Raw genomic sequence first — 25,932 nt, forward strand, 5'->3', positions numbered from 1 at the left:
CGGGCGGGATGCGCGAGCTGCCGTTGCTCCGGTCGCGCACGGGCGCGTCAGCGCGGGCCGGGCAGCTGCCAGGCGTGCACCGGCTCGTTGGCCTCGGAGAACTCCAGGTACCGCTCCAGCATCCCGTGCAACGCGCCCGCCCGGGACGCCCCGCGCCGCTCCAGCGCGGCGACGGTCTGCAGCTGCCAGGCGGCGCCGGTCTGCCCGGTCACGCACCGCCGCTCGATGACGGACAGGTAGCGGTCCTGCACCGCGGGCGTCACCCCCCACCGGGAGAGGCCCTCGTGGGCGAGCGGGAGGAGCTTGCGCAGGGCGAGCTCGTCCGGCTTGATCCACCCGGTCCCCGGCCAGTAGAGCGGCGCGTCCATGCCGTGGCGTGCGGCCGTCGAGAAGTTCTCCTCGGCGGCCTCGAAGCTCATCGACTGCCACAGCGGGCGGTCCGCCTCGACGAGCACGCGCAGCAGCCCGTAGAAGAACAGCGCGTTCGCCACCATGTCGACGGCGGTCGGCCCAGACGGGAGCACCCGGTTCTCCAGGCGGATGTGCGGCTGGCCGTCCGCCACGTCGTACACCGGACGGTTCCAGCGCCAGATCGTGCCGTTGTGCAGCTTCAGCTCGTCGAGGTCGGGGACGCCGCCCTCGTGCAGCGTGGAGATCGGATCCGAGTCCCCGGGGAACGGGACGATGCCGGGGAAGTATCGGGCGTTCTCGGCGAACAGGTCCAGCACGGAGGAGATCCAGCGCTCGCCGAACCACACCCGCGGCCGCACGCCCTGGTTGCGCAGCTCGACCGTCCGGACGTCGCAGGCCTGGGTGAACAGCGGGATCCGGGTCTCGGCCCACAGCCGCGAGCCGAGGAGGAACGGGGAGTTCGCCCCCAGCCCGAGCTGCACGCCCGCGAGGCACTGCGCCGCGTTCCAGTACGCCGGGAAGGAGCTCGGCGAGACCTGCAGGTGCAGCTGCATCGACGTGCAGGCGGCCTCGGGGATGATCGTCTCGAAGTCCGCGGCGAACCGCTCGGCGGCCACCGCGTGCCTGCCCGCCGGGTCGCCGCCCGCGATGTCGATGTGGATCGGCTCGCCGCGCGCGGCGAGCATCTGCTCGTTGAGGACGGCGTAACGATCGTCCGCCGAGATCGAGTCCGAGACGAGGTGGTTCCGCTCCAGGGTCGGCAGTATCCCGATCATGGCGATGCTGGACGAGCAGTCCCGCGCCTTCGCGCCCGCGACGGCCAGCTCGTCGAGCAGTTCGTGCTCGAGGTGGCGCCACTGGTCGCCGGGCAGCGGGCGCGGCGGCAGGTTCAGCTCGATGTTCCAGCGGCCCAGCTCGGTCTGGAACTCGGTGCCACCGATGGCCCGGAGCACCTCCCGGCCGGTCATCGCGGGAGCGAGGGCGCCGTCGACCAGGTTGAGCTCCACCTCGATGCCGGTCATCGGGTCGTCCTCGGCGAACGGGTGCTCCCGCAGCATCGTCGTCAACGCCTCGAGGCAACGCTGCACCTTGGCTCGATACCGCTGGCGCTCCCGCCGACTGAACCGGGTCCGGTCGACGTCCTGGCCCATGCTCTCCCGATGCCTCCTCCTGCCGCGCCCTCGAAAGGCGCGCGGTTTTCCACCGTGACACATCCCCGACTTTGGCGGTACCGGCTGTCCGGGCGACCCGGTGCGACGAACGGCAGACGACCTGGGACGATCGGTCATCGTGGCCATCATCACCACCGTGGACGACCCCGCCGACCCGCGGCTCGACGACTACCGCGACCTCACGACGGCGGACCGCCGGCCGGATCGTCCGGGTGGCCGCGGGCTGGTCATCGCAGAGGGCGTCGTGGTGGTACGGCGTCTGCTGGAGTCCCCCTACCCCGTCCGGTCGCTGCTGGGCGTCCCCCGCCGGATCGAGGAGCTGTCCGTCGACCTGGCGCCCCTGGACGTCCCCGCCTACGCGGCCAGTGCCGACACGATGGCGACGACCGTCGGGTTCCACCTCAACCGGGGCGTGCTCGCCGTCGCCGACCGGGCCGCGCCCGTGGACGCCGCGTCCCTCGCCCGGACGGCACGGGTGCTCGCCGTCTGCGAGGGGGTCAACGACCACGAGAACCTCGGCTCGCTGTTCCGCAACGCCGCCGCGCTGGGAGTCGACGGGATCCTGCTCGGCCCGCGCTGCGCCGACCCGCTGTACCGGCGCTCGGTCCGGGTGTCGATGGGCCACGTCCTGCGCGTGCCGTTCGCCCACCTCGACGAGCCGTGGCCGGACTCGTTGGACCTGCTGCGCGAGAGCGGGCTGACCGTCGCGGCCCTGACCCCGTCCGGCACCCCGCTGCCCGCGGGGCTGGCCGGGTCCCGGGTCGCGCTGCTGCTCGGCGCCGAAGGCCCGGGCCTGACGGACGCCGCACTCGCCGCCGCGGACGTCCGCGTCGGCATCCCCATGGCCCCGGGCGTCGACTCTCTCAATGTGGCAACGGCTGCGGCCGTGGCCTTCCATGCCGTGGCGGCGTCCGTACTCTGAACCGGTGCACCTCGGTGCGGGGGGTCGGGTGGTGCTCGGCGAGAGGCGACCGGGCGATGCCGGCCTGCCCGAGGACCTGACGTCCGACCTGCAGCAGTGGGCCGCGGTCGCGACCAGCATCGCGGGCGCCCCGATCCTGCCGGAGCAGCGGGACATCGTGTCCCGCCGCGGCAGGCAGCTCGCCGGCCGGGTGTCCGACGCCCTGGGCAGGCCCGTCGAGTACGTCGACCCGCTGACCGGCGGGCGCGAGCGGGTGGTCGGGCGCTCCCAGACCGGGCCGATCCCGCTGCCCCGCACGGCGCCGAGCGAGCCGACCCCCTGGGAGACCGGCCTGCCCGTCGCCGCCTTCTTCGCGGTGCTCGCGGCCATCGGGGACGTCGCGCTGTCCCGGGCCTTCGGCGAGGCGTTCGGGTTGCTGTGGATCCCGGCGAACCTGCTGGTCGTCGGCGGGCTCGCGCCGTCGCTCTGGCTCGCCCGCAGGCAGCGGTTCTGGCGCTGGATCGCCCTGGGTGTGGCCGCAGGCCTGGCCGCGGCCTGGGTGGTGCTCCTGTTGGGGGAGTTCCTCACCTAGCCCCACGCATCAGGGAGCCACAACTGTCGTTTCGCGGCCGCAGAACGCCAGTGGTGGAGCCACAATGCGCTTACTTGCCGCCCTTACTTGCCGCGGACGCCCAGGAGGACCTCGTCCCAGCTCGGCATGACGGGCTTGCCCTTCTTCGCGCGCGGGCGGGCCGGGGGCTGCTTGCTCGGTTCGGCCTGCGGCTCCGCCTCGGCGGCTGCGGCTGCGGGTTCGGGAGCGGGCTCGGGGACGGGTTCGGGGGTCGGCTCAGGGGTGGGCTCGGGAGCCGGGCGGGTGTCGCTGTTGCGGGCGGCCGGGTGGGTCGGCGCCGCCTCCCGCTGCACGGGCCGGGCGCTCTCGGTACGGGGTGATTCGGTGCGGGGCGACTCGGTACGCGACTCGGTGCGCGACTCGGTGCGGGTGCGGACGGCGGTCCGCGCGGTGGCCGCGCGGCGCTGCTCCGGCGCGATCGGGGCGCCCCCGTTCACCGCCGCGGGCACGCTCTCGCTCGCCTGCTCCGCCTCCGCGGCCGGTGCCTCGGCCTCCTCGGTGCGCGCCATGTCGATCACCGGGCCGACGGGCCGCAGCGGCTGCTGCGGGCGGCCCTCGACCAGGTCCCGGGCGTGCTCGTCGAGCGCGGTGACGGTGCCGCCGTGCGCGCCGGGCTGGAAGCTCCAGTGCGCGCGGATGTCCGACTTCCCGGACCGCCAGCACAGGCCGACGACCCACTTGCCGTCCTCGCCCTTCCAGCTGTCCCAGTCGACGGTCGTCGGGTCCTGGCCGCGCAGCCCGAAGGTGTGCGCGACGGTCTCGTCGAGCGTCCGCAGGTCCGGGCCGTCCTCGCGGACGGGGTGGGCGTTGCGCGCGAGATCGGCCGTGCGGGCGCGTTCGAGCAGCACGGGGTAGGCGAACCGTTCGATCTTCTGGCTGGGCACCCCGGCGGCGGCGGCCACCTGGTCCACGGACGCCCCGGCACGGATGCGGGCCTGGATCTCGCGTGGGCGCAACTGGCTCTCCAACTCGATCGCGATCTGGCCGAGCCGCGTCAGGTCTCCCCGGGCGGCGGCGCGGAGCTGTTCGTCCGCGGGCACCGTGTACCGCTCGCGGCGCGCCGAGTCCTCCAGGACCACCGCACCGTCCTCGGCGATCCCGACGACCCGCAACGACCGCATCTCCGCCGCACCTCCGCACTCGCCCGAAGCCCGACCTCGGCCCCCGTCCGGGTGACGGTAGATGCCGAATCGTGTCCGACGGGTGAGGCGCGCCGTGCCCGCTACCGGGCGTTTCCCGTGCCTCTCCCGACGAGCACGACCCCGAGCGGTCACAAGGCGTGCCGGAGTCGAGCAGTGTGGGGTGGATGTTACTGGTGTGACTACATTCCGTCACGCTCGGGCGTGGAAAAAGGGCCGGACCACGCGGCCCGGCCCCTCTCGACGGCGGGATCGGTCAGAGGTGCTCGACGACCCAGTCGACGCACGCGGTCAGCGCCGAGACGTCCGCGGGCTCCACGGCCGGGAACATGCCGATCCGGAGCTGGTTGCGGCCCAGCTTCCGGTAGGGCTCGGTGTCGACGACCCCGTTGGTCCGCAGGACCTTGGCGACCGCCGCGGCGTCCACGGACTCCGCGAAGTCGATCGTGCCGACGACCTGCGAGCGGTGCGCCGGGTCGGTGACGAACGGCGTGGCGAACTCGGACTTCTCGGCCCAGGTGTACAGCCGGTCGGAGGAGTCCTTGGTCCGGGCCACGCACCCGTCGAGCCCGCCGAGGCCGAGCATCCAGTCGATCTGGTCCGCCAGCATGATCAGGGTGGCGACGGCCGGGGTGTTGTAGGTCTGGTCCTTCACCGAGTTGTCGACGGCCGTGGCCAGGGACAGGAACGGCGGGATCCAGCGGTCCCCCGCGGCGAGGTCGGCGACGCGCTGCAGCGCGGCGGGGCTCATCAGCGCGAGCCACAGGCCGCCGTCGGAGGCGAAGCCCTTCTGCGGGGCGAAGTAGTAGGCGTCCGCCTGCGTGATGTCGACGGGCAGGCCCGCGGCGCCGGAGGTGGCGTCGATGACGACGAGCTGGCCGTCGATCGCCGCCTCGGGCCGCACGACCGGCACCGCGACGCCGGTCGACGTCTCGTTGTGCGCCCAGGCCAGCACGTCGCACGACGGGTCGGCGGTCGGCTCGGGCGCGCTGCCCGGGTCCGCGGCGACGACCACCGGGTCGGCCAGGAACGGGGCACCCCGGGTGGTCTCGGCGAACTTCGCGGAGAACTCACCGTAGGTGAGGTGCAGCGAGCGCTCCTTCACCAGGCCGAAGGCCGCGGCGTCCCAGAACGCGGTGGAACCGCCGTCGCCGAGCACCACCTCGTAGCCGTCCGGCAGCGAGAAGAGCTCGCGCAGGCCGGAGCGCACCCGTCCGACCAGGGACTTCACCGGCTTCTGGCGGTGGGACGTGCCCATGACGTCGCCCGCCCGGGCGAGGGCCTCGAGCTGCTCGGGACGGACCTTCGAGGGTCCGCAGCCGAACCGTCCGTCGCCGGGCAGGAGGTCCGCGGGGATCTGCAGGTCGCTCACGGGTCCCAGTGTCGCAAGTCGCGCGCGGGCGCGTGGGGTCGGCCCGTCCCAGCACGGGCGGTGATCGTCCGCAGGTCCCTCCGTCACGGCGTGTCGGCCAAGCGGGTGACACGTGAAACAAGGCTTCGGGATCGATCGAGAAGACTGAGGTCTGCGTCGTGAGGGAAGGACCGTCATGGAGATCGACTGCGCACTCGCCGTCGGGGTGGCCACGCCCGAGCACGTCGCGCTCGCGGAGGAGCTGGGCTTCACCCGTGCCTGGTGCCACGAGGCGCCCGCCAGCTACGGCGACTCCGGCATGGCGCTGGCGGTCGCGGCCGGGCGCACCTCCCGGATCCGGATCGGCCTCGCGGTCGGCGGCCACTGGCGGCGGTCCGCCACGGATGCCGAGTCCCTGGCGGACCTGGCCGCGCGGGCGCGCGGGCGGGCCGAGCTCGTCGTCGGGTCGCCGGGCGGGACCGGCCGGGACCCGGCTGCGCACGCGGCCGAGGTGCGCACGGAGCTGGCCCGTCGGCACGGGGTGACCGGCCTGCCGACCTGGCTCGCCCAGCCGGGTGCGAGCGCGTACGTGCCGCAGCCGCTCGGTGCGCCCGCGCCGCGGGGCACGGCGCTGCGCACGGTCGTCGAGGTCGCGCCGGGCGCGGACCTCGAGCGCCTGGTCCGGCGCCTGCGTCCGGCGGGCCTGCTGCTGCGGCCCCGCAGCGCGGACGTCGGGGTGGAGCTCGCGGAGTTCGCCGAGACGGTCCGGCGGATGGCCTCGATCGCGGCGTGACCGGATCCTGACGGCGCATGACCGCCGGGCCACTTCCCCGCGGCGGTCCCGTAGGGAACGCTGGGTTTCGTGACAGAACTCCGGTCCCGGCGGCGCGTGCACCCCGCCTGGTACGCCGCCGCCGCGACGTTCCTGGCGCTCATCGGCGCCGCCGCCTTCCGCTCGACGCCGGGGGTGATGGTCGAGCCGCTGCACGCCGAGTTCGGCTGGTCGATCGGCACCATCTCCGGTGCGCTCGCGGTCAACCTGGCGCTGTTCGGGCTCACCGCCCCGTTCGCCGCGGCGCTGATGGAGCGCTTCGGGGTGCGCCGGGTCGTGGCGGTCGCGCTGGTCCTGGTCGCGATCGGCTCGGGCCTCACGGTGTTCATGACGGCGTCGTGGCAGCTCGTGCTGCTCTGGGGCGTGGTCGTGGGCCTGGGCACCGGGTCGATGGCGATGGCGCTGGTGGCGACGGTCGTCGGGCGGTGGTTCGTCGCCCGCCGCGGGCTCGTCTCCGGCGTCCTGACGGCGGGGACGGCCACCGGTCAGCTGATCTTCCTGCCGCTGCTGGCCCACCTGGTGGAGACCGACGGCTGGCGCACCGCCGCCGTGGCGGTCGCCGCGGCCGCCCTGCTCGTGGTGCCGGTCGTGCTGGCGTTCCTGCGGGACCGCCCCGCGGACGTCGGCGAGCTGCCCTACGGCGGTACGGCGGAGGACGTCGTCGAGCCGCTGCGGTCGGGCGCCGCCCGCCTCGCGGTGGGGACGCTGGCCGAGGCCGCGCGCCGCCGCACGTTCTGGCTGCTGGTGGTCGGCTTCTTCATCTGCGGCGCCACGACGAACGGGCTGGTCCAGTCGCACTTCATCCCGGCCGCCCACGACCACGGGATGCCCGCGACCACCGCGGCGAGCCTGCTCGCGCTCGTCGGGATCTTCGACATCGCCGGGACGATCTGCTCCGGGTGGCTGACCGACCGCTTCGACCCGCGGATCCTGCTGCTGGCCTACTACACGCTGCGCGGGGTGTCGCTGGCGCTGCTCGTGCCGCTGTTCGGCGCCGACCTCGACGCCAGCATCTTCGCGTTCGTCATCTTCTACGGCCTCGACTGGGTCGCCACGGTGCCGCCGACGATGGCGCTGTGCCGGCAGGCCTTCGGGGCGCGCGCCCCGATCGTCTTCGGCTGGGTGTTCGCGAGCCACCAGCTCGGCGCGGCGGCCGCCGCCCTGGCCGCGGGCCTGGTGCGGGACGCGCTGGGCAGCTACGACGCCGCCTGGTACGGCGGCGCCGTCCTCTGCGGCGTCGCCGCGCTCGCCAGCATCGCGATCCGCAGGCAGCGCACGCCGGTCCCCACCACCCCGTGAGCGGCGATAGTCGCCATGGCGACTATCGCCGCTCACGGCTCAGGTGAGCAGGTCCCAGCCTTCGACGTCCTGGGGCTTGCGGGGGCCGGGGCCGATGTACTGGGCGGAGGGGCGGACGAGCTTGTTCTCGCGCTTCTGTTCCAGGATGTGCGCCGACCAGCCGGCGGTGCGGGCGCTGGTGAACATGGCGGGCATCATGTGTGGCGGGACCTGGGCGAAGTCGAGGATGACCGCGGCCCAGAACTCGACGTTGGTCTCGATGGGGTGGTCGGGGCGGCGTTCGCGCAGGATCCGCAGGGCGGCCTGCTCGAGTCCGGCCGCGACCTCGTAGCGCGGGGCGCCCAGCTCCTGGCAGGTGCGCCGCAGCACGCGGGCGCGGGGGTCCTCGGCCCGGTAGACCCGGTGCCCGAAGCCCATGAGCTTCTCCTTGCGGTCGAGGATGCCGCGGACGAGCGCCTCCGGGTCCCCGGTGCGCTCGACCTCCTCGATCATGGGGAGGACGCGGGCGGGGGCGCCGCCGTGCAGGGGGCCGGACATGGCGCCGATCGCGCCGGAGAGCGAGGCGGCGACGTCCGCGCCGGTGGAGGCGATGACGCGGGCGGTGAAGGTGGAGGCGTTCATGCCGTGCTCGGCGGCGGAGACCCAGTAGGCGTCGATGGCCTTGACGTGGGCGGGGTCGGGGTCGCCCTTCCAGCGGACCATGAACCGTTCGGTGATGGTCTGGGCCTGGTCGATGCGGGACTGGGGGACGGCGGGGACGCCGATGCCGCGGGCGGACTGGGCGACGTAGGACAGGGCCATGACCGAGGCGCGGGCGAGTTGGTCGCGGGCCTCGCCGGGGTCGGTGTCCAGGAGCGCCTTGTAGCCCCAGTGCGGCGCGAGCATGGCGAGGGCGGCCTGGACGTCGACGCGGACGTCGCCGGTGTGGACGGGGATGGGGAAGGGTTCGGCGGGGGGCAGGCCGGGTCCGAAGCGGCCGTCGACGAGCAGGGCCCAGACGTTGCCGAAGGTCACGGACCCGACGAGGTCCTCGATGTCGACGCCGCGGTAGCGCAGGGCGCCACCGTCCTTGTCCGGCTCGGCGATCTCGGTGCGGAAGGCGACGTGGCCCTCCAGACCGGACTTGAAACCGGGCGGGGGCGGAGGTGCAGTGTTGTCCTCGGGCACCGGGTCTCTCCTTCGTCGTCGGACACCGACGAGGACCGGTCGGCGCCGTCGGCCACATCCCAGAAATGCCGTCGTCACCTTCTCACGCCGGGGCCGGGCCGGGCGGTGTCCTGGGTCACGGACCCGAACGGAGGGTTTTCCGTCGTCACCGGGGTTGCCTACCGTCTGGGCATGACGGACACGACGCTCGCGCGGATGCGGGTCGACTACCAGACGAGCGGGTTCGACGTCGACCAGCTCGCGCCCACGTGGCACGAGCAGCTCGCGGCGTGGTTGGCCGAGGCCGAGGAGGCCGGGGTCGCCGAGCCGAACGCCATGGTGCTGGCCACCGCCGACCCGGCGGGCAGGCCGGCCTCGCGCACGGTGCTGTGCAAGGGCCTCGACGAGCGGGGTGTCGTCTTCTTCACGAACTTCACCTCGGCGAAGAGCCAGGACCTGCGGCAGTCCCACGAGGCGTCCGCGACCTTCCCCTGGTACCCGCTGCACCGGCAGGCGCACGTGCGCGGGATCGTGCAGCAGACCAGCTACGCCGAGGCCGACGCCTACTGGGCCACCCGGCCGCGCGGCTCGCAGCTGGGCGCGTGGGCCTCGGCCCAGTCGGCCGTCGTCGCCGACCGGAGCGTGCTCGACCAGGCGCTCGCGGACGTCGAGCGGCGGTTCGCCGACACCGAGGTCGTCCCGCGCCCGCCGCACTGGGGCGGCTGGCGGATCGTGCCGGACGAGGTGGAGTTCTGGCAGGGCCGCACCGACCGGATGCACGACCGGCTGCGGTTCGTGGGCGACCGGGACACCCGCACCTGGAAGGTCATCAGGCTTGCGCCATGACACGGTGGTAGTGATGGCGGCGTGAGTACGCCACCCCCGGAGCAGCCGACGGACCCCCTCTGTCCGGACCCGCCGACCGTCCCGACCCCGGGACCGGCCGACGGGGACACCGCACGGCTGCCCCCGGAGCCGGAGGCCCCCACCGTCGTCTCCGCCTCCGCCTCCGCCTCCTCCCCGCACGCCCGCACCCGGCTGTCCCGGATCGCGCGCGGCGCCTTCGCCGACACGACCCCCCTGCGCACGCCCGCCTACCGGCGGCTGTGGGCCGCAGGCGTCGTCACGACGATCGGCGCCCAGCTGTCCGTCGTCGCCGTCCCCGCGCAGATCTACGCGATGACGCAGTCCTCGACCTACGTGGGGCTGACCGGGGCGTTCGGCCTGGTCCCGCTGGTGGTGTTCGGGTTGTGGGGCGGGGCGATCGCGGACGCGGTCGACCGCCGGGTGATGCTGCTCGCCACGGGCACCGGCATCGCCCTGACCTCGCTCGCGCTGTGGGTGGTGGCCGAGAGCGGCATCGGGAACGTCTGGGTCGTCCTGGTGCTGTTCGCGCTCCAGTCGTCGATGTTGGCGATGAACATGCCCGCCCGCGCGGCGGTCATCCCGCGGCTCATCCCGGCGGCCCAGCTGCCCGCCGCGAACGCCCTGAACATGACGGTCACCCAGCTCGGCGCCGTAGCGGGCCCGCTGCTGGCCGGCGTCCTCATCCCGGTCATCGGGCTGGGCATGATCTACCTGCTCGACGCGATCCTGCTGCTCGCCACGCTGTGGGCGACCTTCCGGCTGCCGACGCTGCCCCCGCAGGAGGCGAGCCCGCGCAAGGCGGGCCTGCGCCAGATCGTGGACGGGTTCCGGTACGCCGCGATGCACAAGATCCTGCTGGTGTCGTTCCTCGTCGACATCGTCGCGATGGCCTTCGGCATGCCCCGCGTCCTGTTCCCCGAGATCAGCCACACCGTGTTCGGGGATCCCGTCGGCGGCGGCTTCGCGATGGGCCTGCTGTTCGCGGCCATCCCCCTGGGCATGGTCGCCGGTGGGGTGCTGTCCGGCTGGTTGGCGCGGGTCGCCCGGCAGGGTGTGGCCGTGACCCTCGCGATCTGCGTCTGGGGGCTGGGGGTCGCCCTCTTCGGCCTGACGTCCTCGTTGTGGCTCGCCGTGTTCTTCCTGGCCGTCGCCGGGGCGGCCGACCTGGTGAGCTCGGTGTACCGCAACTCGATGCTGCAGTCCGTGGCCACCGACGAGATGCGCGGGCGCATGCAGGGGGTGTTCACCGTGGTCGTCGCGGGCGGCCCGCGGCTGGCGGACCTGTGGCACGGTGCCGCGGCGGACGCCGTCGGGCCGGGGACGGCGGCCTGGATCGGCGGCGTCGCCGTGGTCGTGGTGACCCTGCTGGTCGTGTTCCGCTACCGCGAGTTCTGGGAGTACCGCGCGCCCGTCGCCCACACCCCGTAAGAGGTGTCCGGGTGAGTGATCCTTACCGCTTACGGCCGTCACGGCGTCGCCCGAGGGGTACGGATCGCGCCCCGGCGCACTAGCGTGGCGGAAACGCAGAAGAAACCAGGGTGAGAGGGAACCTCCACATGGCTGACGAAGACACCGCCGTCCTGAACTACCCGGGCGGCACGCACGACATGGCGATCAAGACGCCGACCGAGGGAGCGTCGGCGGTCGACGTCAGCAAGCTCCTGGCGAAGACGGGGATGACGACGTTCGACCCCGGATTCACCAGCACGGCCGCCTGCGCCTCCGCGATCACCTACATCGACGGCGACGCCGGCATCCTCCGCTACCGGGGCTACCCGATCGAGCAGCTGGCGGACAACTCGAGCTTCCTCGAGGTCTCCTACCTGCTGATCTACGGCGAGCTCCCCACCGCCGAGCAGCTGCAGAGGTTCACCACGGACATCTCGCGGCACACGCTGCTGCACGAGGACCTCAAGGGCTTCTTCGACGGCTTCCCGCGGGACGCGCACCCCATGCCGGTGCTGTCGTCCGCGGTCTCGGCGCTGTCGACCTTCTACCAGGACTCGCTGGACCCGTTCGACGACGACGCCGTCGAGCTCTCCACGGTCCGCCTGATGGCCAAGGTCTTCACGATCGCGGCCTACGCGTACAAGAAGTCCGTCGGCCAGCCGTTCCTCTACCCGGACAACTCGCTGGGCCTGGTGGAGAACTTCCTGCGCATGACGTTCGGCTTCCCGGCCGAGCCCTACGAGGTCGACCCGACCATGGCCAAGGCCGTGGACACGCTGCTGATCCTGCACGCGGACCACGAGCAGAACTGTTCGACGTCCACGGTGCGGCTCGTCGGCTCCTCCCAGGCGAACCTGTTCGCCTCCATCTCCGCGGGCGTCAACGCCCTGTTCGGCCCGCTGCACGGCGGCGCCAACCAGTCCGTCCTCGAGATGCTCACCCGCATCCAGGAGGAGGGCGGCAACGCGGACGCCTTCATGGAGCGCGTGAAGAACAAGGAGCAGGGCGTCAAGCTCATGGGCTTCGGCCACCGGGTCTACAAGAACTACGACCCGCGGGCCAAGATCGTGAAGCAGAAGGCGGACGAGGTGCTCAAGGCCCTCGGCGTGACCGACCCGCTGCTGGACATCGCGATGCGGCTCGAGGAGAAGGCCCTCGCGGACGACTACTTCGTCGAGCGCAAGCTCTACCCGAACGTCGACTTCTACACCGGCGTGATCTACCGGGCCATGGGCTTCCCGACCAAGATGTTCACGGTCCTCTTCGCCCTCGGCAGGCTCCCGGGCTGGATCGCCCACTGGCGCGAGATGATGGGGGACCCGGCCAACAAGATCGGCCGCCCCCGCCAGCTCTACGTCGGCTCCGGCGCCCGCGACTACGTGGACGTCGAGAAGCGCTGACGCGCCCGTGCGTGGCGAGTGGTGCCAGAGCACCACTCGCCACGCACGACCCCCGACCCGCGAGTCCCTCCCTTCGGACACGCGAGTCGGACACCCGGGCGTGTGCGCCGGACGTCGGCTCGACGCGCGGGTGGGGGCCTGCGCCGCTAGCGTCGATCCATGCCCGACCGCTCCATCGTCTGGTTCCGGCGTGACCTGCGGGTCGCTGACCAGCCCACCTTCCTCGCCGCGGCCGACTCCGACGAGGTGTTGGCCCTGTTCGTGCTCGACCCGGCGCTGATCGCCCCGAGCGGTGGGGCGCGGCTGACCTTCCTCTACGGCTGCCTGCGGGAGCTGTCCGCGGCGCTGGGCGACCGGCTGCTGGTGGTCGAGGGCGACCCGGTGGACGTCGTGCCGCGGGTGGCCGAGGCCGTGTCCGCGTCGGTGGTGCACGTGGCGGCGGACTTCGGTCCGTACGGCGCGAAGCGGGACGAGGGCGTCGAGAAGGCGCTGGCGGACGCGGGTCGCGAGCTGCACCGGATCGGGTCGCCCTACGCCGTCGCGCCCGGGCGGGTCGTGAAGTCCGACGGCGACCCGTTCAAGGTCTTCTCCCCGTTCCGCCGCGCCTGGGCGGACCACGGCTGGCGGGACCCGGCCGACACCTCCGCGGCGACCGTGACCTGGATGGACCCGTCGGACAAGGACGGCGGCCCCCGGGCCGTCCGGGTCCCCGACGACGTCGCGGTGGACGCCGAGCTGCCCGAACCCGGCGAGCGGGCGGCCCGCGCCGCGTGGCGGGACTTCCTCGACATCGTCGACGAGTACGGCGACACCCGGGACCGCCCCGACCGGCCCGGGACCTCGCGCATGTCGCAGTACCTCAAGTACGGCTGCATCCACCCCCGCACGATCCTCGCCGACCTGGCGCAGCGCCGCTCCGAGAGCGCGAACACCTACCGGACCGAGATCGCCTGGCGCGAGTTCTACGCGGACATCCTGTTCCAGCGCCCGGACTCCGCCCGCCGCAACTACGACCGCTCCTTCGACGCCCTGCCGGTCGCCACCGGCAAGGAGGCCGACGCCGCGTTCGAGGCGTGGAAGGAGGGCCGCACCGGTTTCCCGATCGTCGACGCCGGGATGCGCCAGCTGCGCGCGGAGGCGTGGATGCACAACCGGGTGCGGATGATCGTGGCGTCCTTCCTGGTCAAGGACCTGCATCTGCCGTGGTGGTGGGGTGCCCGCCATTTCATGCAGCTGCTGGTCGACGGCGACCTCGCCTCCAACCAGCACGGCTGGCAGTGGACGGCGGGCAGCGGCACGGACGCCTCGCCCTACTTCCGGGTCTTCAACCCGATCACGCAGGGGGAGCGCTTCGACCCGAACGGCGACTACGTGCGCAAGTACGTCCCCGAGCTGCGCGGCATCGAGGGCAAGGCGGTGCACCAGCCGTGGAAGGTCGGGGTGCCGGAGGGCTACCCCGAGCCGATGGTCGACCACAAGGCCGAGCGGCAGGAGGCGTTGGACCGCTACGAGCAGGTGAAGAACGCACGTCGGTGAGGTGGCCTGCGCCCGGCCCCCACGGGCCACCCGACGCGGCATGTGGGTGAACGCCTAGGCTGGCCCCAGCACTTCACGAGGGGAGACCCGATGGCCGACCGACGCCGACCGACGCGCGGGATCGTGCTGGTCGGGCTGCTGGCCGGGGCCGCGGGCGCGGGCGTCTGGTGGTTCCGGCGCCGCCCGGACGGCCGCCCGCTCACCGACCAGTGGGCCGTGGCCACCGCTCCTCCCGCCGCCCGCTCGGTCGCGCCACCCGTCCCCAGCGAGCCCGGGGTGCGGGGCGAACTGTCGGCGCCGCCCGTGCCGACGGTGCCGCCTGCCCCGGTGGCCCCGTCCGAGCCGAGCGAGCCGGACGCCGTGGCCGAGATCGACGCTGCTGCCGAGCCCGACGCTGCTGTCGAGCCGGAAGCGCGGACCGAGCCGGAAGCGCGGACCGAGCCGGAAGCGCGGACCGAGCCGGACTCCGCGGCCGAGCCCGACGCCGCTGCCGAGCCGGCCGAGCCGGAAGTGGCGTCCGAACCCGAGGCGCGAACCGAGCCGTCGCCCGAGCCGTCCGACCCCTCCGCCCCCGAGGCTCCGGCAGCCGCCGCCGACCCCACCGACGAGGCTCCGAAGCCGACCGACATGCCGGCGACGTCGAGCGTCGAGCCGGTGGGCGCGGTCGTCGAGGACGAGCCCGCCGAGCCCGCCCGCCCCGCCACCCTCTTCGACGCCACCACCCCCTCCACGGCGCCCGGGTTCACCCCCTCGCCCGCCCCCCGCGCGGCGCCCACGGACGACACCCCCACCGTGGCGATCCCCGCCGTCAACCCCGCCGAGCCCTACGGCCCCGGGTCGGCCGCGCCGCTCGCGGACGGGTCGGCTCCCGGCCCGGAGTACACGATCAAGGGGAACGCGTCGTCGATGCTGTTCCACCCGCCGTCGAGCCCGTACTTCCGGCGCACGAAGCCCGAGGCCTGGTTCCGCACGGCGGAGGACGCCGAGAAGGCGGGCTTCACCGAGTGGAAGCCCAAGCCCCGCGCCACCTGATCCACTCTTCGGGAGCGGAACGGTCGAATCTCGACCGCCCACCACCCCACGAGTGGATCATCGCCGGTCGCCGAGGACGGAGTACCGGCTCACCGAGGCAGCACGGGAGCCCCCTGCTCACGGACCGGGCCGAGCGCCACCGGGCCCCCGTCCACCGGGACTACGACGAGCGCAGGGCCTCCGACCAGGACACCCGCGCCCCCGTGCGCAGCACTGAGTTGCGGTAGATCCGCGCCGCCACCGCCACGACGGCGACGATCGTGGCCGCCGTCAGCAGGATCGCGATCAGGACCTGCCACCACGGCGCCACGCCGAGCGCCTGCCGCGCGGGCATCAGCGTGGGGGAGAAGAACGGGACGAAGGACAGGACCGTCGCGAGGGTGTTGCGCGGGTCTCCCGGCAGCACCGACACCGCGAAGATGAACGGCAGCAGCAGCGGGAACATGATCGGCGCGACCAGCGACTGCAGCTCCTCCTGCCGGGACACCATCGACCCCGCGGCGGCGTAGACGGATGCGTAGAGGAAGAACCCCAGCAGGTACCAGATCACGGCCGCGACCAGCGCAGGCCCGGCCGCGGACGGCGCGCTCAGCACCCCCGTCACGGACCCGACGACCACCCCGATCGCCCCCAGGATGAGCAGCTGCAGCAGCCCGACCGCGCCCAGCCCGAGCACCTTGCCCGCGAGTAGGTGCAGCGGCCGGATCGTGGAGAGCAGCAGCTCGACGACCCGCGAGGACTTCTCCTCCACCACGCCCTGGGCGACCGCCGACCCGTACCCGATCAGCGACATGAACAGCAGCACGGAGGTGACGATCGCCAGCCCGAGCCGCTGTCCCCGCTCGGGGTCCTCGGGTTCGAGCGTCTGCACGGCGACGGCGCCCGCCGCCGCGACGGTGGCCGGGTTCTGCCCCGCCGCCTGCAGCGCCTGGTCCAGGGTGGCCTGCCGGACCACGGTCGAGACCAGCACCTGCAGCTCGGACCCGACGGCGTCCCGTCCGGTCAGCGTCCACCCCGACGGGTGGTCCAGCACCGCGTCGAGGTCCCCGGACAGCAGCTGGTCGGCGCCCTCGGCGCCCTCGGCGGCCGACACGTCCACCACCGTCAGGGTGCGGCCGGCCACCGTGGCCGCCTGCTGGAGCGCCGGGACCATCGACTGGGCCGCGGGCGTCACCCCCAGCGAGTCCGACGACGTCCGGCTGCCGATGAACTGGAAGATCAGCGCGTAGACACCGAAGATGACCAGCGAGATCACGATCCCGACGGCGAAGCTCCGCGAGCGCACCTGCGTGGTGAACTCGCGCCGGGCGACCAGCCCGATCGCCTGCTGCGGAGACAATCCACTCATCGCGACACCACGTCCTTGTACAGCTCGGTCAGGGGCGGTCGGTGCGGCGTGAACTCGTGCACCGGCCCGGCGGCCAGCGCCGCGGCGAGGACGTCCTGGTCGGAGGCGCCGGCCAGCTCCACCCGGGTGTGCGGGCCGTCCTCTGAGACCACGCTCACCCCGGGCACCGCGCCCGCCCAGTCCCGCGGCCCCACGACGTCGATCCGGGACACCCCACCCGAGCGCAGCTCCGGCACGCTCCCGACGGCCACCATCCGACCGGCCGCGATGATCCCGACCCGGTCGCAGAGCCGCTCCACGAGATCCAGCTGGTGGGAGGAGAACACCACCGGCACACCCTCGTCCGCCTTGTCCCGCAGCACCCGGCTCATCACCTCGACGGCGGTGGGGTCCAGCCCGGAGAAGGGCTCGTCGAGCACCAGGATCTCGGGGTCGTGGACCAGCGCCGCGCACAGCTGCACCCGCTGCTGGTTGCCCAGCGACAGCTTCTGGACCTCGTCACCCACCCGTTCCGCGACGCCGAGGCGCTCGGTCCAGCGGGTGACGGCGGCGGCCGCGTCCGCGGCGGACACCGCGTGCAGCCGGGCCAGGTAGGCGAGCTGCTCACCGACCTTCATCTTGGGGTAGAGCCCGCGTTCCTCGGGCATGTACCCGATGCGCCGCCGCGCCTCGGCGTCGATCGCCGTGCCCTTCCACCGCACCTCGCCCGCGTCCGCGCTCAGCACCCCGAGCACGATGCGCATGGTCGTGGTCTTGCCGGCCCCGTTGCTGCCGACGAACCCGAACACCTCGCCCGGACGCACCGAGAAGGTGACGTCCTCCAGCGCCGTGCGGGTCCCGAACCGTTTCCGTAGCCCCCCGATGTCCAACACGATCACCGAACCTACTGGTGTCCGGCAACACGCAGGCAATACACGGCCGAGACACTCGCCCGATGAGCCACGTCGTGGTCTGCGGCGTCGGTGCCGTGGCGCTGCGCATCGTCGAGCAGCTGGTGGACGCCGGCATCGAGTGCGCGGTCGTCGACGCGACCGACCGGCCCGACCCGGTCACCGAGCACCTGCTGGTGGGCTGGGGGGTGCCCCGGCACCCCGGCAGGCTGCGGGAGGCGCTGCGTGCGGCGGGCGCCGAGAAGGCCGCCGCGGTGGTCGTGGCCCCGGACGACGATCTCGTCGCCACCGAGGCCGCCCTGCTCGCCCACCAGGTCGCCCCGGACACCCGGTTGGTCGTCCGGGTGGAGAACCGCGCGGTGGGCCGGGCGCTCGGCGGGCACGGCACCGTGCTGGACGTCGCCGCGCTGGCGGCGCCGTCGGTCGTCGAGGCCTGTCTGGGGCGGCGCCCGCACCCGCTGGACCTGGGCGGACGACGGTTCGTGGTCGCGACCGTGGAGGCACCGCGGGCGGGCACGCTGCGCTCCCTCTACGGCGTCCTGGCCCCGCTGGCCGCGGAGGACGCGCTCTGCCCGGGCCGCGACCATCCCGTCGCCGCGGGCGAGGAGGTCACCCTGATCGGCACGCCGGAGGAGTTCGGGCCGCTCGTCGAGGAGGTCCCCGAACCCGTGCGGGTCGGGGCGCGCAGCGCGGGCGCCGAGCGGGCGGTGCGCCGGGCGGACGAGGGTGGGCGCGCGGGGGCGCTCACCCTGATCCGCAGCCTGCTCGCCGAGGCCGAGCGCCCCCTGAAGGCGACGGCCCTGGTCCTGCTCGCCGTGTTCGCGCTGTCGGTGTTCGTGCTCCGCGCCGGCTACGTCAAGCCCGACGGCCGGGGTATGAGCTGGGTGGACGCCGTCTACTTCACCGTGGAGACCATCGGCACCGTCGGCTACGGGGACTTCTCCTTCGCCGAGCAGGCGACCTGGCTGCGGATCTACGCGATCGGGATGATGTTCCTGGGCGTCGTCCTCGCCGCGGTGCTGTTCGCCCTGCTCACCCAGATGCTGGTCAGCAACGGCCTCGAGCGGTCGCTGGGCAGGCGCCGGGTCGAGACGATGCGCGGGCACGTGCTCGTCGTCGGGCTCGGCGCGGTGGGCATCGGCGTGCTGGAGGGGCTGCTCGCGGCGGGCGCGCGCCCGCTCGTACTGGAGCGGGACGAGGCCAACCGGCACCTCCCGCGGGCCCGGCAGCTCGGCGTGCCGATCGTCATCGGGGACGCCACGGACACCTCCGTGCTCGCGGCGGTCAACCTGGCCGAGTGTGCGGCGGTGGCCGTGCTGACCAGCGACGATCTCGTGAACATCGAGGCAGGTCTTGCCGTGCGGGACCAGCTCGGCGACCGCTGGCGGGACGTCCCGGTGGTGCTGCGGCTCTTCGACCGCGACCTGTCCGAGGCGGTCGAGGAGGGTTTCGGCTTCGACCACGTCCGCTCGACGGCCGCGCTCGCCGCCCCGTGGTTCGTCGGCGCCGCGCTCGGGTTGGACGTGCTCGGCACCTTCTACGTCGACCGGACCCCGTTCATGGTCGGACGCCTCCCGATCGGCCCCCAACTCGACGGGCGCGCCATGCGCGAGCTCTCCGCCCGCACCCGGGTGGTCGCCCTGCGCCGCGCGGACGGCACGGTCGACACCCCGCGCAGAGACACCCGCTTCGCCCGCGGCGACGACGCCTACGTGGTGGGCCCCTACACCGAACTCCTGGCGTTACTCACCCACTGACCCGACGCATTATGGAACCATAATGGTCGTTTCGGGCCCTGAAAACGACGTTATGGTTCCATAATGCGGTGGGTCAGACGGCGGAACCGTCGGGCATCGTGATGCCGTAGCCGCGGATGCGTCGGTAGATCGTCGCTCTGCTCATGCCCAGCCTGCGAGCCGCCTCGGCCTTGTTGCCGTCGGTGTCCAGCAGGGCGTCGACGATCGCGTCGCACTCGATCGCCTCCAGGGGCGTGAGCACCCGACGGGTGATCGCCCGGACCTCGGGCGGCAGGTCCTCCGGCCGGATCACCCCGGTCCGCCGCCGCGCGACGACCTTGCGCAGTACCTGGTAGAGCTGGTCGACGTTGCCGGGCCAGCGGTTGCGCATGAGCACCCGCATGGCCTCGGGCGAGCAGTGCAGGTCGGCGCCGCGGGTGAGCCGGGCCAGCAGGTAGGGCACCAGCTCGGCGACGTCCTCGATGTGGTGGCGCAGCGGCGGCACCTCGATGCTGCGCGGGAAGCAGCCCTGCAGCTCGGCGAGCTCCGGGGAGTCCGGGCCGTCGGTGCCGTGCGCCCGGGTCGCGACGACCCACTGCCGCTCGGGGTCGGTCGACTCCCGGTGCGGGTCCAGGACGTCCGCCAGGGCCAGCGCGTGCTCCGCGGACAGCACGTCGATGTGTTGCAGCACCAGCGTGCCGCCGCCGGTCGCGAGCTCGTCCGCGACCTCGGCGAGCCACGCGGGCGAGGCGTGCGCCGCGTCGAGCACCCGGACGTGCCCGGCGGGGGAGTGGGCCTGGTGGGTGGCCCGGGCCAGCGTGGTCCGGCCGGTGCCCTCCTCGCCCTCGAGGACCAGCCACTCCCGCATGCGGAAGTGCCGGTCGACGGTCTGGGCGCACTTCGTCCACAGCGCCCCGGACCCGACGGCGGTGGGCAGCGCGGCCCCGACGGCGGCCGCCGTGTGCCGGGTCGCGACCGGCGCCTTCGACACGAGCTGGACCTGCAGGACCCCGCCGGAGAGCGAGCCCTCGGCCCAGCTCGGTCGACACTGCACCCGCGCGGTGTTCCCGCTGGGCAGGTCGACGAGCAGCTGGCGGCGCCGACCGGTCCGCAGCGCCTCGGTGGCCTCGGCGATGAGCGGGCCGTGATCGCCCGCGTCGAGCAGCTCGCGGGCCTTGTCGTTCATCATCATCAGGTCCGCGCCGACGGCGACGACCGCCCCCCGCCCGCGGCGGCAGGCGGCGAGGTAGTCGTGCAGCAGGGTCAGCTCGCGGCGGCCCGACTGTTCCAGCAGCCGCTCCTCGATGCGGTGCGCGATGGTGGCGGCGGTGGCGGCCATCAGCGCGCTGGCCTCGTTCCGCCAGCACGTCAGGTCCAGCACCCCGAGCAGCTTCCCGGAGACGGGGTGGTGGATCGGGACGCCGGCGCACGCCATGTCCTCGAGGTGGTCGACGTAGTGCTCGTGCCCGTAGACCTGCGCGGGGGCGCGGCCCTCCAGCGCGGTGCCGATGCCGTTGGTGCCGACGTACTGCTCGGCGTAGCTGTAGCCCGGGGCCAGCCAGATCCGGTCGAGCTGGCGGCGCAGCGCGCTGTCGCCGGTGCGCCGGTCGAGGACCACACCCTCGTCGTCGCACAGGATGACCGAGACGGGCTCGGTGGCGAAGGTGTCCGCGATGTCCTCGACCACGGGACCGGCCGCGCGCATGAGCGGGCTGTCGGGTTCGGCGTCGATCTCGTACGGCAGCTCGAGGTGGTCGCTGGCCACGGAGAAGCTCCGCGACCGCGTCCAGGACGCGAGGATCGGCGGCCGGACGAGACCCGGCGGGGGTTCCTCGTCGTGCAGGAAGGACTCGCGGGCGAGGGCGATCCGCTCGGCCGCCGGCCCGACGGCCACGGGCGCGACGACTCCGGCTCCGGACCCGACTTCGGCATCCGGCGCCTCGTGGTGGGTGGTGCGCTCAGACATCTTGACCAACCGGTTGCCCTTCTCGGAGCAGCTGTGGTCCGCGGTGACGCGGCAGCCGGTATCGATCCGGACGCTACCGCCCGGACGTGAGGAACGATAGGCCCTGGTCAGGGGGGCACCGTCTCAGATTGAGACCGCACAGGAGACGCGTCGGAGGTGTGATCTGCACGTCGGACGGATGTGACCCACGTCGCAACCGTCCGATCACACAGGGACGATGACGAGACCGCACACCCGCGCCGTCGGTGCCGCGTCGCCCTCTGTGCCACTCACCCACCACCGTGAGGAGACGACGTGAGTCGGCAGAGCTTGGCGAAGGCTCACCAGAAGATCCAGGAACTCGCCTGGGAGCCGCAGTACCACGAGCCGTACATGAAGTACGGAACCGACTACACCTTCCGGAAGGCGGCGAAGAAGGACCCGCTCAAGCAGGTCCTCCGGAGCTACTTCCCGATGCAGGAGGAGAAGGACCACCGCGTCTACGGTGCGTCCGACGGTGCCATCCGCGGGAACATGTTCCGCCAGGTCCAGGAGCGTTGGCTGGAGTGGCAGAAGCTGTTCCTGAGCATCATCCCGTTGCCGGAGGTATCGGCGGCGCGCTCGATGCCGATGCTGTTCCACGTGGTTCCGAACCCGGAGCTGCACAACGGTCAGGCGATCCAGATGATCGACGAGGTACGCCACTCGACGATCCAGCAGAACCTCAAGCGCCTGTACATGAACAACTACATCGACCCGGCGGGCTTCAACAACAGCCTCCGGAACTTCCACAGCGACTACTGCGGCACCATCGGCCGCCAGTTCGCCGAGGGGTTCATCACGGGCGACGCGATCACCGCGGCGTCGATCTACCTGACGATCGTGGCCGAGACCGCGTTCACCAACACCCTGTTCGTCGCGATGCCCGCCGAGGCGGCCGCCAACGGTGACTACCTGTTGCCCACGGTGTTCCACTCGGTGCAGTCCGACGAGTCCCGCCACATCTCCAACGGCTACGCCACGCTGCTCATGGCGCTGTCGGACGAGGACAACCGCCAGCTGCTCGAGCGTGACCTGCGGTACGCGTGGTGGAACAACCACCGCGTGGTCGACGCCGCGATCGGCACGTTCATCGAGTACGGCACCAAGGACCGGCGCAAGGACCGCGAGTCCTACGCCGAGATGTGGCGCCGCTGGATCTACGACGACTACTACCGTGCGTACCTGATCCCGCTGGAGAAGTACGGCCTGGTCATCCCGCACGACTTGATCGAGGAGTCGTGGAAGCAGATCTGGGAGAAGGGCTACGTCCACGAGGTCGCGCAGTTCTTCGCCACCGGGTGGCTCGCCAACTACTGGCGCATCGACTCGATGACGGACGAGGACTTCGAGTGGTTCGAGTACAAGTACCCGGGCTGGTACGACAAGTACGGCAAGTGGTGGGAGAACTACAACCGCCTGTCGAAGCCGAACGGGCACAACCCGATCGTCTTCGAGGACGTGGACTACGTCTACCCGGCCCGGTGCTGGACCTGCATGGTCCCGTGTCTGGTCCGTGAGGACATGGTCACGGCCGAGGTGGACGGCCAGCACCGGACCTACTGCCACGAGGTCTGCCGCTGGACGGACGTCGAGGCCTTCCGTCCGACGTTCCAGGGTCGCGAGACGCCGAACATGGGCCGCCTCGTCGGCAAGCGCGAGTGGGAGACGCTCTACCACGGCTGGAACTGGGCCGACGTGGTCTCCGACATGGGCTTCGTCCGGGACGACGGGAAGACGATGACGGCCCAGCCGCATCTCGACCTCGACCCCAAGAAGATGTGGACGCTGGACCACATGCGGCGGTGTCCTCCGCTGCAGTCGCCGAACGTCCTGTTCAACGAGATGAACGACGAGGAACGGGCCGCCTACGTCGCCGACTACGTCAAGCAGGGCCCCGCCGGCCGCCCGGCGCCGAAGAGCTGAGCAACCACTAGCTCAGTCACAGGCGCCTGAGCGCGGGTCAGGCGAGGGGGAGGGCACGGGGCCTCCGTGCCCTCCCCCGCTGTTCCTGCCCTCTTCCCGCGAACGTTTTCGAGAGGGGTCCACCACCTTGGGTGACAAGCACGTCGTCCGGTTCGAGCCGGTCGGCATCGAGATCGAGGTCGACGAGGACCAGACCATCCTGCGTGCGGCCGCCGAGCAGGGCGTGCAGTTGATGCACGGCTGCAAGGAGGGCCAGTGCGCGGCCTGCAAGTCGTTCGTCCTCGAGGGCGAGGACATCGAGTTGGACAGCTACTCGACCTTCGCCCTCCCCGACTACGAGAAGGAGGAGGGCTCGACACTGCTCTGTCGGGCCCACGCCTACGAGGACCTCACCATCGAGCTCCTCAACTACGACGAGGAGATCATCCGGTCCGGACTGCCGCTGCGTAAGGGCAAGGTCCAGGTCGTGGCCAACGACGAGGTCACGCACGACCTGCGCCGGCTCGTCGTGAAGCTGATCGAGCCCGAGGAGATCAAGTTCTTCCCCGGGCAGTACATGGACTTCATCGTCCCGGGCACGGAGGAGTCGCGGTCGTTCTCGATGGCGAACACCCCGAACCGCGAGGGGGAGTTCGAGTTCGTCATCAAGATCTACCCCGACGGCCTGTTCTCCGAGTTCCTCGCGGAGAAGGTGCAGGTCGGTGACCAGCTCGAGGTCGAGGCGCCCTTCGGGACCTTCACGCTCCGCGAGAACCGCACGTCGGACATCGTGTTCGTCGGCGGCGGCGCGGGCATGGCGCCGATCCTGGGGCTGCTGCGGTCGATGGCCGAGCGCGGGGTCGAGCGGCGGGCGCGGTTCTACTACGGCGCCCGGGCCACCCGTGACCTGTGCTTCGCCGAGGAGATCGCGGCACTGGGGGAGCAGCTCCCGTCGGGGTTGACCTACACCCCGGCGCTCTCCCACCCCGACGACGAGCCGTGGTCGGGCCAGACGGGCCTCATCACGGAGGTCCTGCAGGCGAACGAGTCCACATTGGAAGGAGCCGATGCCTATGTCTGCGGTCCGCCGCCCATGGTCGACGCGGCGATCGCGACGCTGACGGCACTGGGCGTGCGCGAGGAGAACATCTTCTACGACAAGTTCACCACCACCGGTGAAACAGAAGGCGAGGACGGCTGATGACCACCACGGAACGGCCCGAACGCAGTGTCCCGAAACCCGTCTTCACCGACGCGGAAGCCGGCGCACGCGAGTTCCCCGACTCGGGCGCGAGCGCCCGCCGGTACAACTACTACAAGCCGGCGAAGCGCAAGCAGACCCACTACGAGGACGTCACGGTCGACGTCCAGCCGGACCCCCGGCACTACCTGTCCCAGGGCTGGATCTACGGCTTCGCCGACGGCTCCGCCGGATACCCGCTGACCTGGACGAAGCTCAAGGCGTGGGGCGTGGACCGCCCCGAGCCCGAGCGCTTCCCCGGCTCGGGCGGCAAGGGCTACGAGTGGCCCGCCCACGGCTGGCACGAGTTCCGCGACCCCAACGAGGAGTGGGAGCTCACCTTCTACCGGTACAACGCCAACGTCGTCCGGCAGGTGAACCAGAACATCGAGAACGCCCGCAACGCCAAGGCGTTCGAGCAGTGGACCCCGAACTGGATCCAGTTCGTGGAGCGCAACGTCGGCGCCTGGATGCACATCGAGCACATCCTCGGCCTCTACGTCTTCGCGGCCTGCAACCGCTCCGGACCGACCAACATGCACAACACCGCCATGGCGGTGAACAGCATGCACAAGATCCGGTTCGCCCAGGACCTCGCGCTGTACAATCTCACCCTCACCGAGGAGATCGAGGGCTTCGACGGCACCGCGCACCTGGAGGCGTGGAACTCCGACCCGGAGTGGCAGGGCGTCCGGAAGGTCACCGAGGCCCTCACCGCGGTCGACGACGACTGGGGCGAGTCGATCTTCGCCACCAACGTCGTCTTCGAGCCGCTGCTCGGCGAGCTCTTCCGCTCGAACCTGGTCATGCAGGCCGCCGCGGGCAACGGCGACTTCGTGACGCCCACGGTCATGGGCGCCGCGGAGTTCGACTTCGCCCAGCGCGACCTGCGCTGGACCCAGGCCTGCTTCGGTCCGCTCACCCAGGACAAGGAGTTCGCGGACCACAACAAGGACCTGATGCAGGGCTGGCTCTCGCACTGGGTGCCGCAGGCCATCGAGGCCGCCCGTGTGCTGCAGCCGATCTGGTCGCTGCCGGACGCCAAGCCCCCGCGCTTCGAGGACAGCCTCGACCGCGCCAAGAGCCGTTTCTCCGGAATCGTGACCGACCTCGGTCTCTCCGTCCCGAAGGAGCTGTCGCAGTGACGTCGTTCAAGACCGCAGAGAGTCCGTTCAAGGCGGACAACACCGCGTCCGGCAAGGCCGGGGTGACGCTGATGAACAACCAGATCGGCGTGGTCGTCGCGGAGGTGATGGACCAGCAGGAGAACGTCACGATCACGCACCTGCCGTCCATGATCCGCGTGGACTGCGTGGGCCGCATGGACTTCGTCTACGACGACATCTCCGAGGCACTGGGCGAGGAGCCCGGCTTCTACGACGCCGCCGAGTTCGAGGAGAACATGTCGACCCACTACGGGAAGATGATCCACATGGACGACCGGACCGTGATGTTCGGCAACCTGGAGGAGGCCGCCGAGTTCATCGGCGACATGCTCCCCCCGGCCGTCAAGTAACCCGTGAGCGGCGATGGTCGCCATGGCGACCATCGCCGCTCACGACCCCCGTCGGCCCTGGTGAGGCCCACTGCGCCGACGGTCGCCTTCGCCGCACCGTTCCCGTCGACGTCCGGTTCCGCAGCCGGACGTCGACGGGGAGGTCGG

21 protein-coding genes are annotated in these 25,932 nt (G+C 72.1%); 14 read left to right on the forward strand and 7 right to left on the reverse strand.

What is annotated here, in order from left to right; translation table 11 throughout:
- Positions 1-47: 47 nt before the first annotated feature.
- Positions 48-1,562 (reverse strand): glutamate-cysteine ligase family protein, encoded by a 1,515-nt coding sequence (locus BLS43_RS15155; RefSeq protein WP_093084586.1) that lies wholly within the window; start codon positions 1,560-1,562, stop codon positions 48-50.
- Positions 1,563-1,701: 139 nt separating this feature from the next.
- On the opposite strand from BLS43_RS15155, the gene BLS43_RS15160 reads away from it, so the two are divergent.
- Positions 1,702-2,505, forward strand: a complete 804-nt coding sequence (locus BLS43_RS15160; RefSeq protein ID WP_093084589.1) for a TrmH family RNA methyltransferase — start codon at positions 1,702-1,704, stop codon at positions 2,503-2,505.
- A 4-nt stretch (positions 2,506-2,509) separates the two neighbouring features.
- Positions 2,510-3,076, forward strand: coding sequence for a DUF2537 domain-containing protein (locus BLS43_RS15165; RefSeq protein WP_176921336.1), 567 nt, complete (start codon positions 2,510-2,512; stop codon positions 3,074-3,076).
- Between the two features lie 83 nt (positions 3,077-3,159).
- Here BLS43_RS15165 and sepH read toward each other — a convergent pair whose 3' ends face one another.
- Complete coding sequence (gene sepH / locus BLS43_RS15170; protein ID WP_093084595.1) at positions 3,160-4,236, reverse strand: septation protein SepH; 1,077 nt, start codon at positions 4,234-4,236, stop codon at positions 3,160-3,162.
- A 274-nt stretch (positions 4,237-4,510) separates the two neighbouring features.
- Complete coding sequence (serC, locus tag BLS43_RS15175; RefSeq protein ID WP_093084598.1) at positions 4,511-5,626, reverse strand: phosphoserine transaminase; 1,116 nt, start codon at positions 5,624-5,626, stop codon at positions 4,511-4,513.
- 175 nt (positions 5,627-5,801) lie between these two features.
- On the opposite strand from serC, the gene BLS43_RS15180 reads away from it, so the two are divergent.
- Both BLS43_RS15180 and BLS43_RS15185 read left to right on the forward strand, forming a co-directional pair.
- Positions 5,802-6,398, forward strand: coding sequence for an LLM class flavin-dependent oxidoreductase (locus BLS43_RS15180; RefSeq protein WP_093084601.1), 597 nt, complete (start codon positions 5,802-5,804; stop codon positions 6,396-6,398).
- A 69-nt stretch (positions 6,399-6,467) separates the two neighbouring features.
- Positions 6,468-7,736: an MFS transporter gene (locus tag BLS43_RS15185; RefSeq protein ID WP_093084604.1), complete on the forward strand. Its 1,269-nt coding sequence runs from the start codon at positions 6,468-6,470 to the stop codon at positions 7,734-7,736.
- A 39-nt stretch (positions 7,737-7,775) separates the two neighbouring features.
- Here BLS43_RS15185 and BLS43_RS15190 read toward each other — a convergent pair whose 3' ends face one another.
- Positions 7,776-8,903 carry a citrate synthase 2 gene (locus BLS43_RS15190; protein WP_093084607.1) on the reverse strand — a complete coding sequence of 376 codons (1,128 nt, stop codon included), beginning with the start codon at positions 8,901-8,903 and terminating at the stop codon, positions 7,776-7,778.
- 171 nt (positions 8,904-9,074) lie between these two features.
- On the opposite strand from BLS43_RS15190, the gene pdxH reads away from it, so the two are divergent.
- The 5 genes from pdxH (at position 9,075) to BLS43_RS15215 (ending at position 15,166) form a co-directional block, all read left to right on the forward strand.
- Positions 9,075-9,728, forward strand: coding sequence for a pyridoxamine 5'-phosphate oxidase (gene pdxH / locus BLS43_RS15195; protein ID WP_093084611.1), 654 nt, complete (start codon positions 9,075-9,077; stop codon positions 9,726-9,728).
- Between the two features lie 192 nt (positions 9,729-9,920).
- On the forward strand, positions 9,921-11,177 hold the full coding sequence (locus tag BLS43_RS15200) for an MFS transporter (RefSeq protein ID WP_176921346.1): 1,257 nt from the start codon (positions 9,921-9,923) through the stop codon (positions 11,175-11,177).
- A gap of 128 nt (positions 11,178-11,305) precedes the next feature.
- Entirely contained in the window at positions 11,306-12,598 is a 1,293-nt protein-coding gene (locus BLS43_RS15205) for a citrate synthase (RefSeq protein ID WP_093084614.1), read from the forward strand.
- A 159-nt stretch (positions 12,599-12,757) separates the two neighbouring features.
- A complete protein-coding gene (locus BLS43_RS15210) occupies positions 12,758-14,134 on the forward strand; it encodes a cryptochrome/photolyase family protein (protein WP_093084619.1) in 1,377 nt (458 codons plus the stop codon).
- Between the two features lie 90 nt (positions 14,135-14,224).
- A complete protein-coding gene (locus tag BLS43_RS15215) occupies positions 14,225-15,166 on the forward strand; it encodes a sunset domain-containing protein (RefSeq protein WP_093084622.1) in 942 nt (313 codons plus the stop codon).
- 160 nt (positions 15,167-15,326) lie between these two features.
- Here the strand turns inward: BLS43_RS15215 and BLS43_RS15220 are convergent, their stop codons facing one another.
- Both BLS43_RS15220 and BLS43_RS15225 read right to left on the reverse strand, forming a co-directional pair.
- A complete protein-coding gene (locus tag BLS43_RS15220; protein ID WP_093084626.1) occupies positions 15,327-16,514 on the reverse strand; it encodes an ABC transporter permease in 1,188 nt (395 codons plus the stop codon).
- Entirely contained in the window at positions 16,511-17,392 is an 882-nt protein-coding gene (locus BLS43_RS15225) for an ABC transporter ATP-binding protein (protein WP_093084630.1), read from the reverse strand. Before BLS43_RS15225 ends, BLS43_RS15220 begins: the two co-directional genes overlap by 4 nt.
- A 56-nt stretch (positions 17,393-17,448) precedes the next feature.
- On the opposite strand from BLS43_RS15225, the gene BLS43_RS15230 reads away from it, so the two are divergent.
- On the forward strand, positions 17,449-19,161 hold the full coding sequence (locus BLS43_RS15230; RefSeq protein WP_093084633.1) for a potassium channel family protein: 1,713 nt from the start codon (positions 17,449-17,451) through the stop codon (positions 19,159-19,161).
- Between the two features lie 73 nt (positions 19,162-19,234).
- On the opposite strand, the gene BLS43_RS31685 is transcribed toward BLS43_RS15230, so the two are convergent.
- Positions 19,235-21,106: a sigma-54-dependent Fis family transcriptional regulator gene (locus BLS43_RS31685; RefSeq protein ID WP_093084636.1), complete on the reverse strand. Its 1,872-nt coding sequence runs from the start codon at positions 21,104-21,106 to the stop codon at positions 19,235-19,237.
- 309 nt (positions 21,107-21,415) lie between these two features.
- Here BLS43_RS31685 and BLS43_RS15240 point away from each other — a divergent pair, with 309 nt between their 5' ends.
- From BLS43_RS15240 to mimD, 4 genes are all read left to right on the forward strand, one after another.
- Positions 21,416-23,050 carry a ferritin family protein gene (locus BLS43_RS15240; protein ID WP_176921347.1) on the forward strand — a complete coding sequence of 545 codons (1,635 nt, stop codon included), beginning with the start codon at positions 21,416-21,418 and terminating at the stop codon, positions 23,048-23,050.
- Between the two features lie 127 nt (positions 23,051-23,177).
- Positions 23,178-24,230 (forward strand): FAD-binding oxidoreductase, encoded by a 1,053-nt coding sequence (locus tag BLS43_RS15245; RefSeq protein ID WP_093084642.1) that lies wholly within the window; start codon positions 23,178-23,180, stop codon positions 24,228-24,230.
- A complete protein-coding gene (locus BLS43_RS15250) occupies positions 24,230-25,414 on the forward strand; it encodes an aromatic/alkene monooxygenase hydroxylase subunit beta (protein ID WP_093084645.1) in 1,185 nt (394 codons plus the stop codon). The genes BLS43_RS15245 and BLS43_RS15250 overlap by 1 nt, the downstream gene beginning before the upstream one ends.
- A complete protein-coding gene (mimD, locus tag BLS43_RS15255) occupies positions 25,411-25,785 on the forward strand; it encodes a propane 2-monooxygenase effector subunit MimD (protein ID WP_093084648.1) in 375 nt (124 codons plus the stop codon). The genes BLS43_RS15250 and mimD overlap by 4 nt, the downstream gene beginning before the upstream one ends.
- The last annotated feature ends 147 nt before the right edge of the window (positions 25,786-25,932 follow it).

This window comes from Pseudonocardia oroxyli (assembly GCF_900102195.1).
In the GTDB taxonomy this organism is placed as follows: Bacteria; Actinomycetota; Actinomycetes; order Mycobacteriales; family Pseudonocardiaceae; genus Pseudonocardia; species Pseudonocardia oroxyli.

Bases quoted from the DNA above. Each gene is read 5' to 3' on its own strand.
- BLS43_RS15205 (WP_093084614.1), top strand. From the start codon at position 11,306: ATGGCTGACGAAGACACCGCCGTCCTGAACTACCCGGGCGGCACGCAC.
- BLS43_RS15155 (WP_093084586.1), bottom strand. From the start codon at position 1,562: ATGGGCCAGGACGTCGACCGGACCCGGTTCAGTCGGCGGGAGCGCCAG.
- sepH (WP_093084595.1), bottom strand. From the start codon at position 4,236: ATGCGGTCGTTGCGGGTCGTCGGGATCGCCGAGGACGGTGCGGTGGTC.
- BLS43_RS31685 (WP_093084636.1), bottom strand. From the start codon at position 21,106: ATGTCTGAGCGCACCACCCACCACGAGGCGCCGGATGCCGAAGTCGGG.
- pdxH (WP_093084611.1), top strand. From the start codon at position 9,075: ATGACGGACACGACGCTCGCGCGGATGCGGGTCGACTACCAGACGAGC.
- BLS43_RS15210 (WP_093084619.1), top strand. From the start codon at position 12,758: ATGCCCGACCGCTCCATCGTCTGGTTCCGGCGTGACCTGCGGGTCGCT.
- BLS43_RS15230 (WP_093084633.1), top strand. From the start codon at position 17,449: ATGAGCCACGTCGTGGTCTGCGGCGTCGGTGCCGTGGCGCTGCGCATC.
- BLS43_RS15215 (WP_093084622.1), top strand. From the start codon at position 14,225: ATGGCCGACCGACGCCGACCGACGCGCGGGATCGTGCTGGTCGGGCTG.
- BLS43_RS15250 (WP_093084645.1), top strand. From the start codon at position 24,230: ATGACCACCACGGAACGGCCCGAACGCAGTGTCCCGAAACCCGTCTTC.
- BLS43_RS15220 (WP_093084626.1), bottom strand. From the start codon at position 16,514: ATGAGTGGATTGTCTCCGCAGCAGGCGATCGGGCTGGTCGCCCGGCGC.
- BLS43_RS15180 (WP_093084601.1), top strand. From the start codon at position 5,802: ATGGAGATCGACTGCGCACTCGCCGTCGGGGTGGCCACGCCCGAGCAC.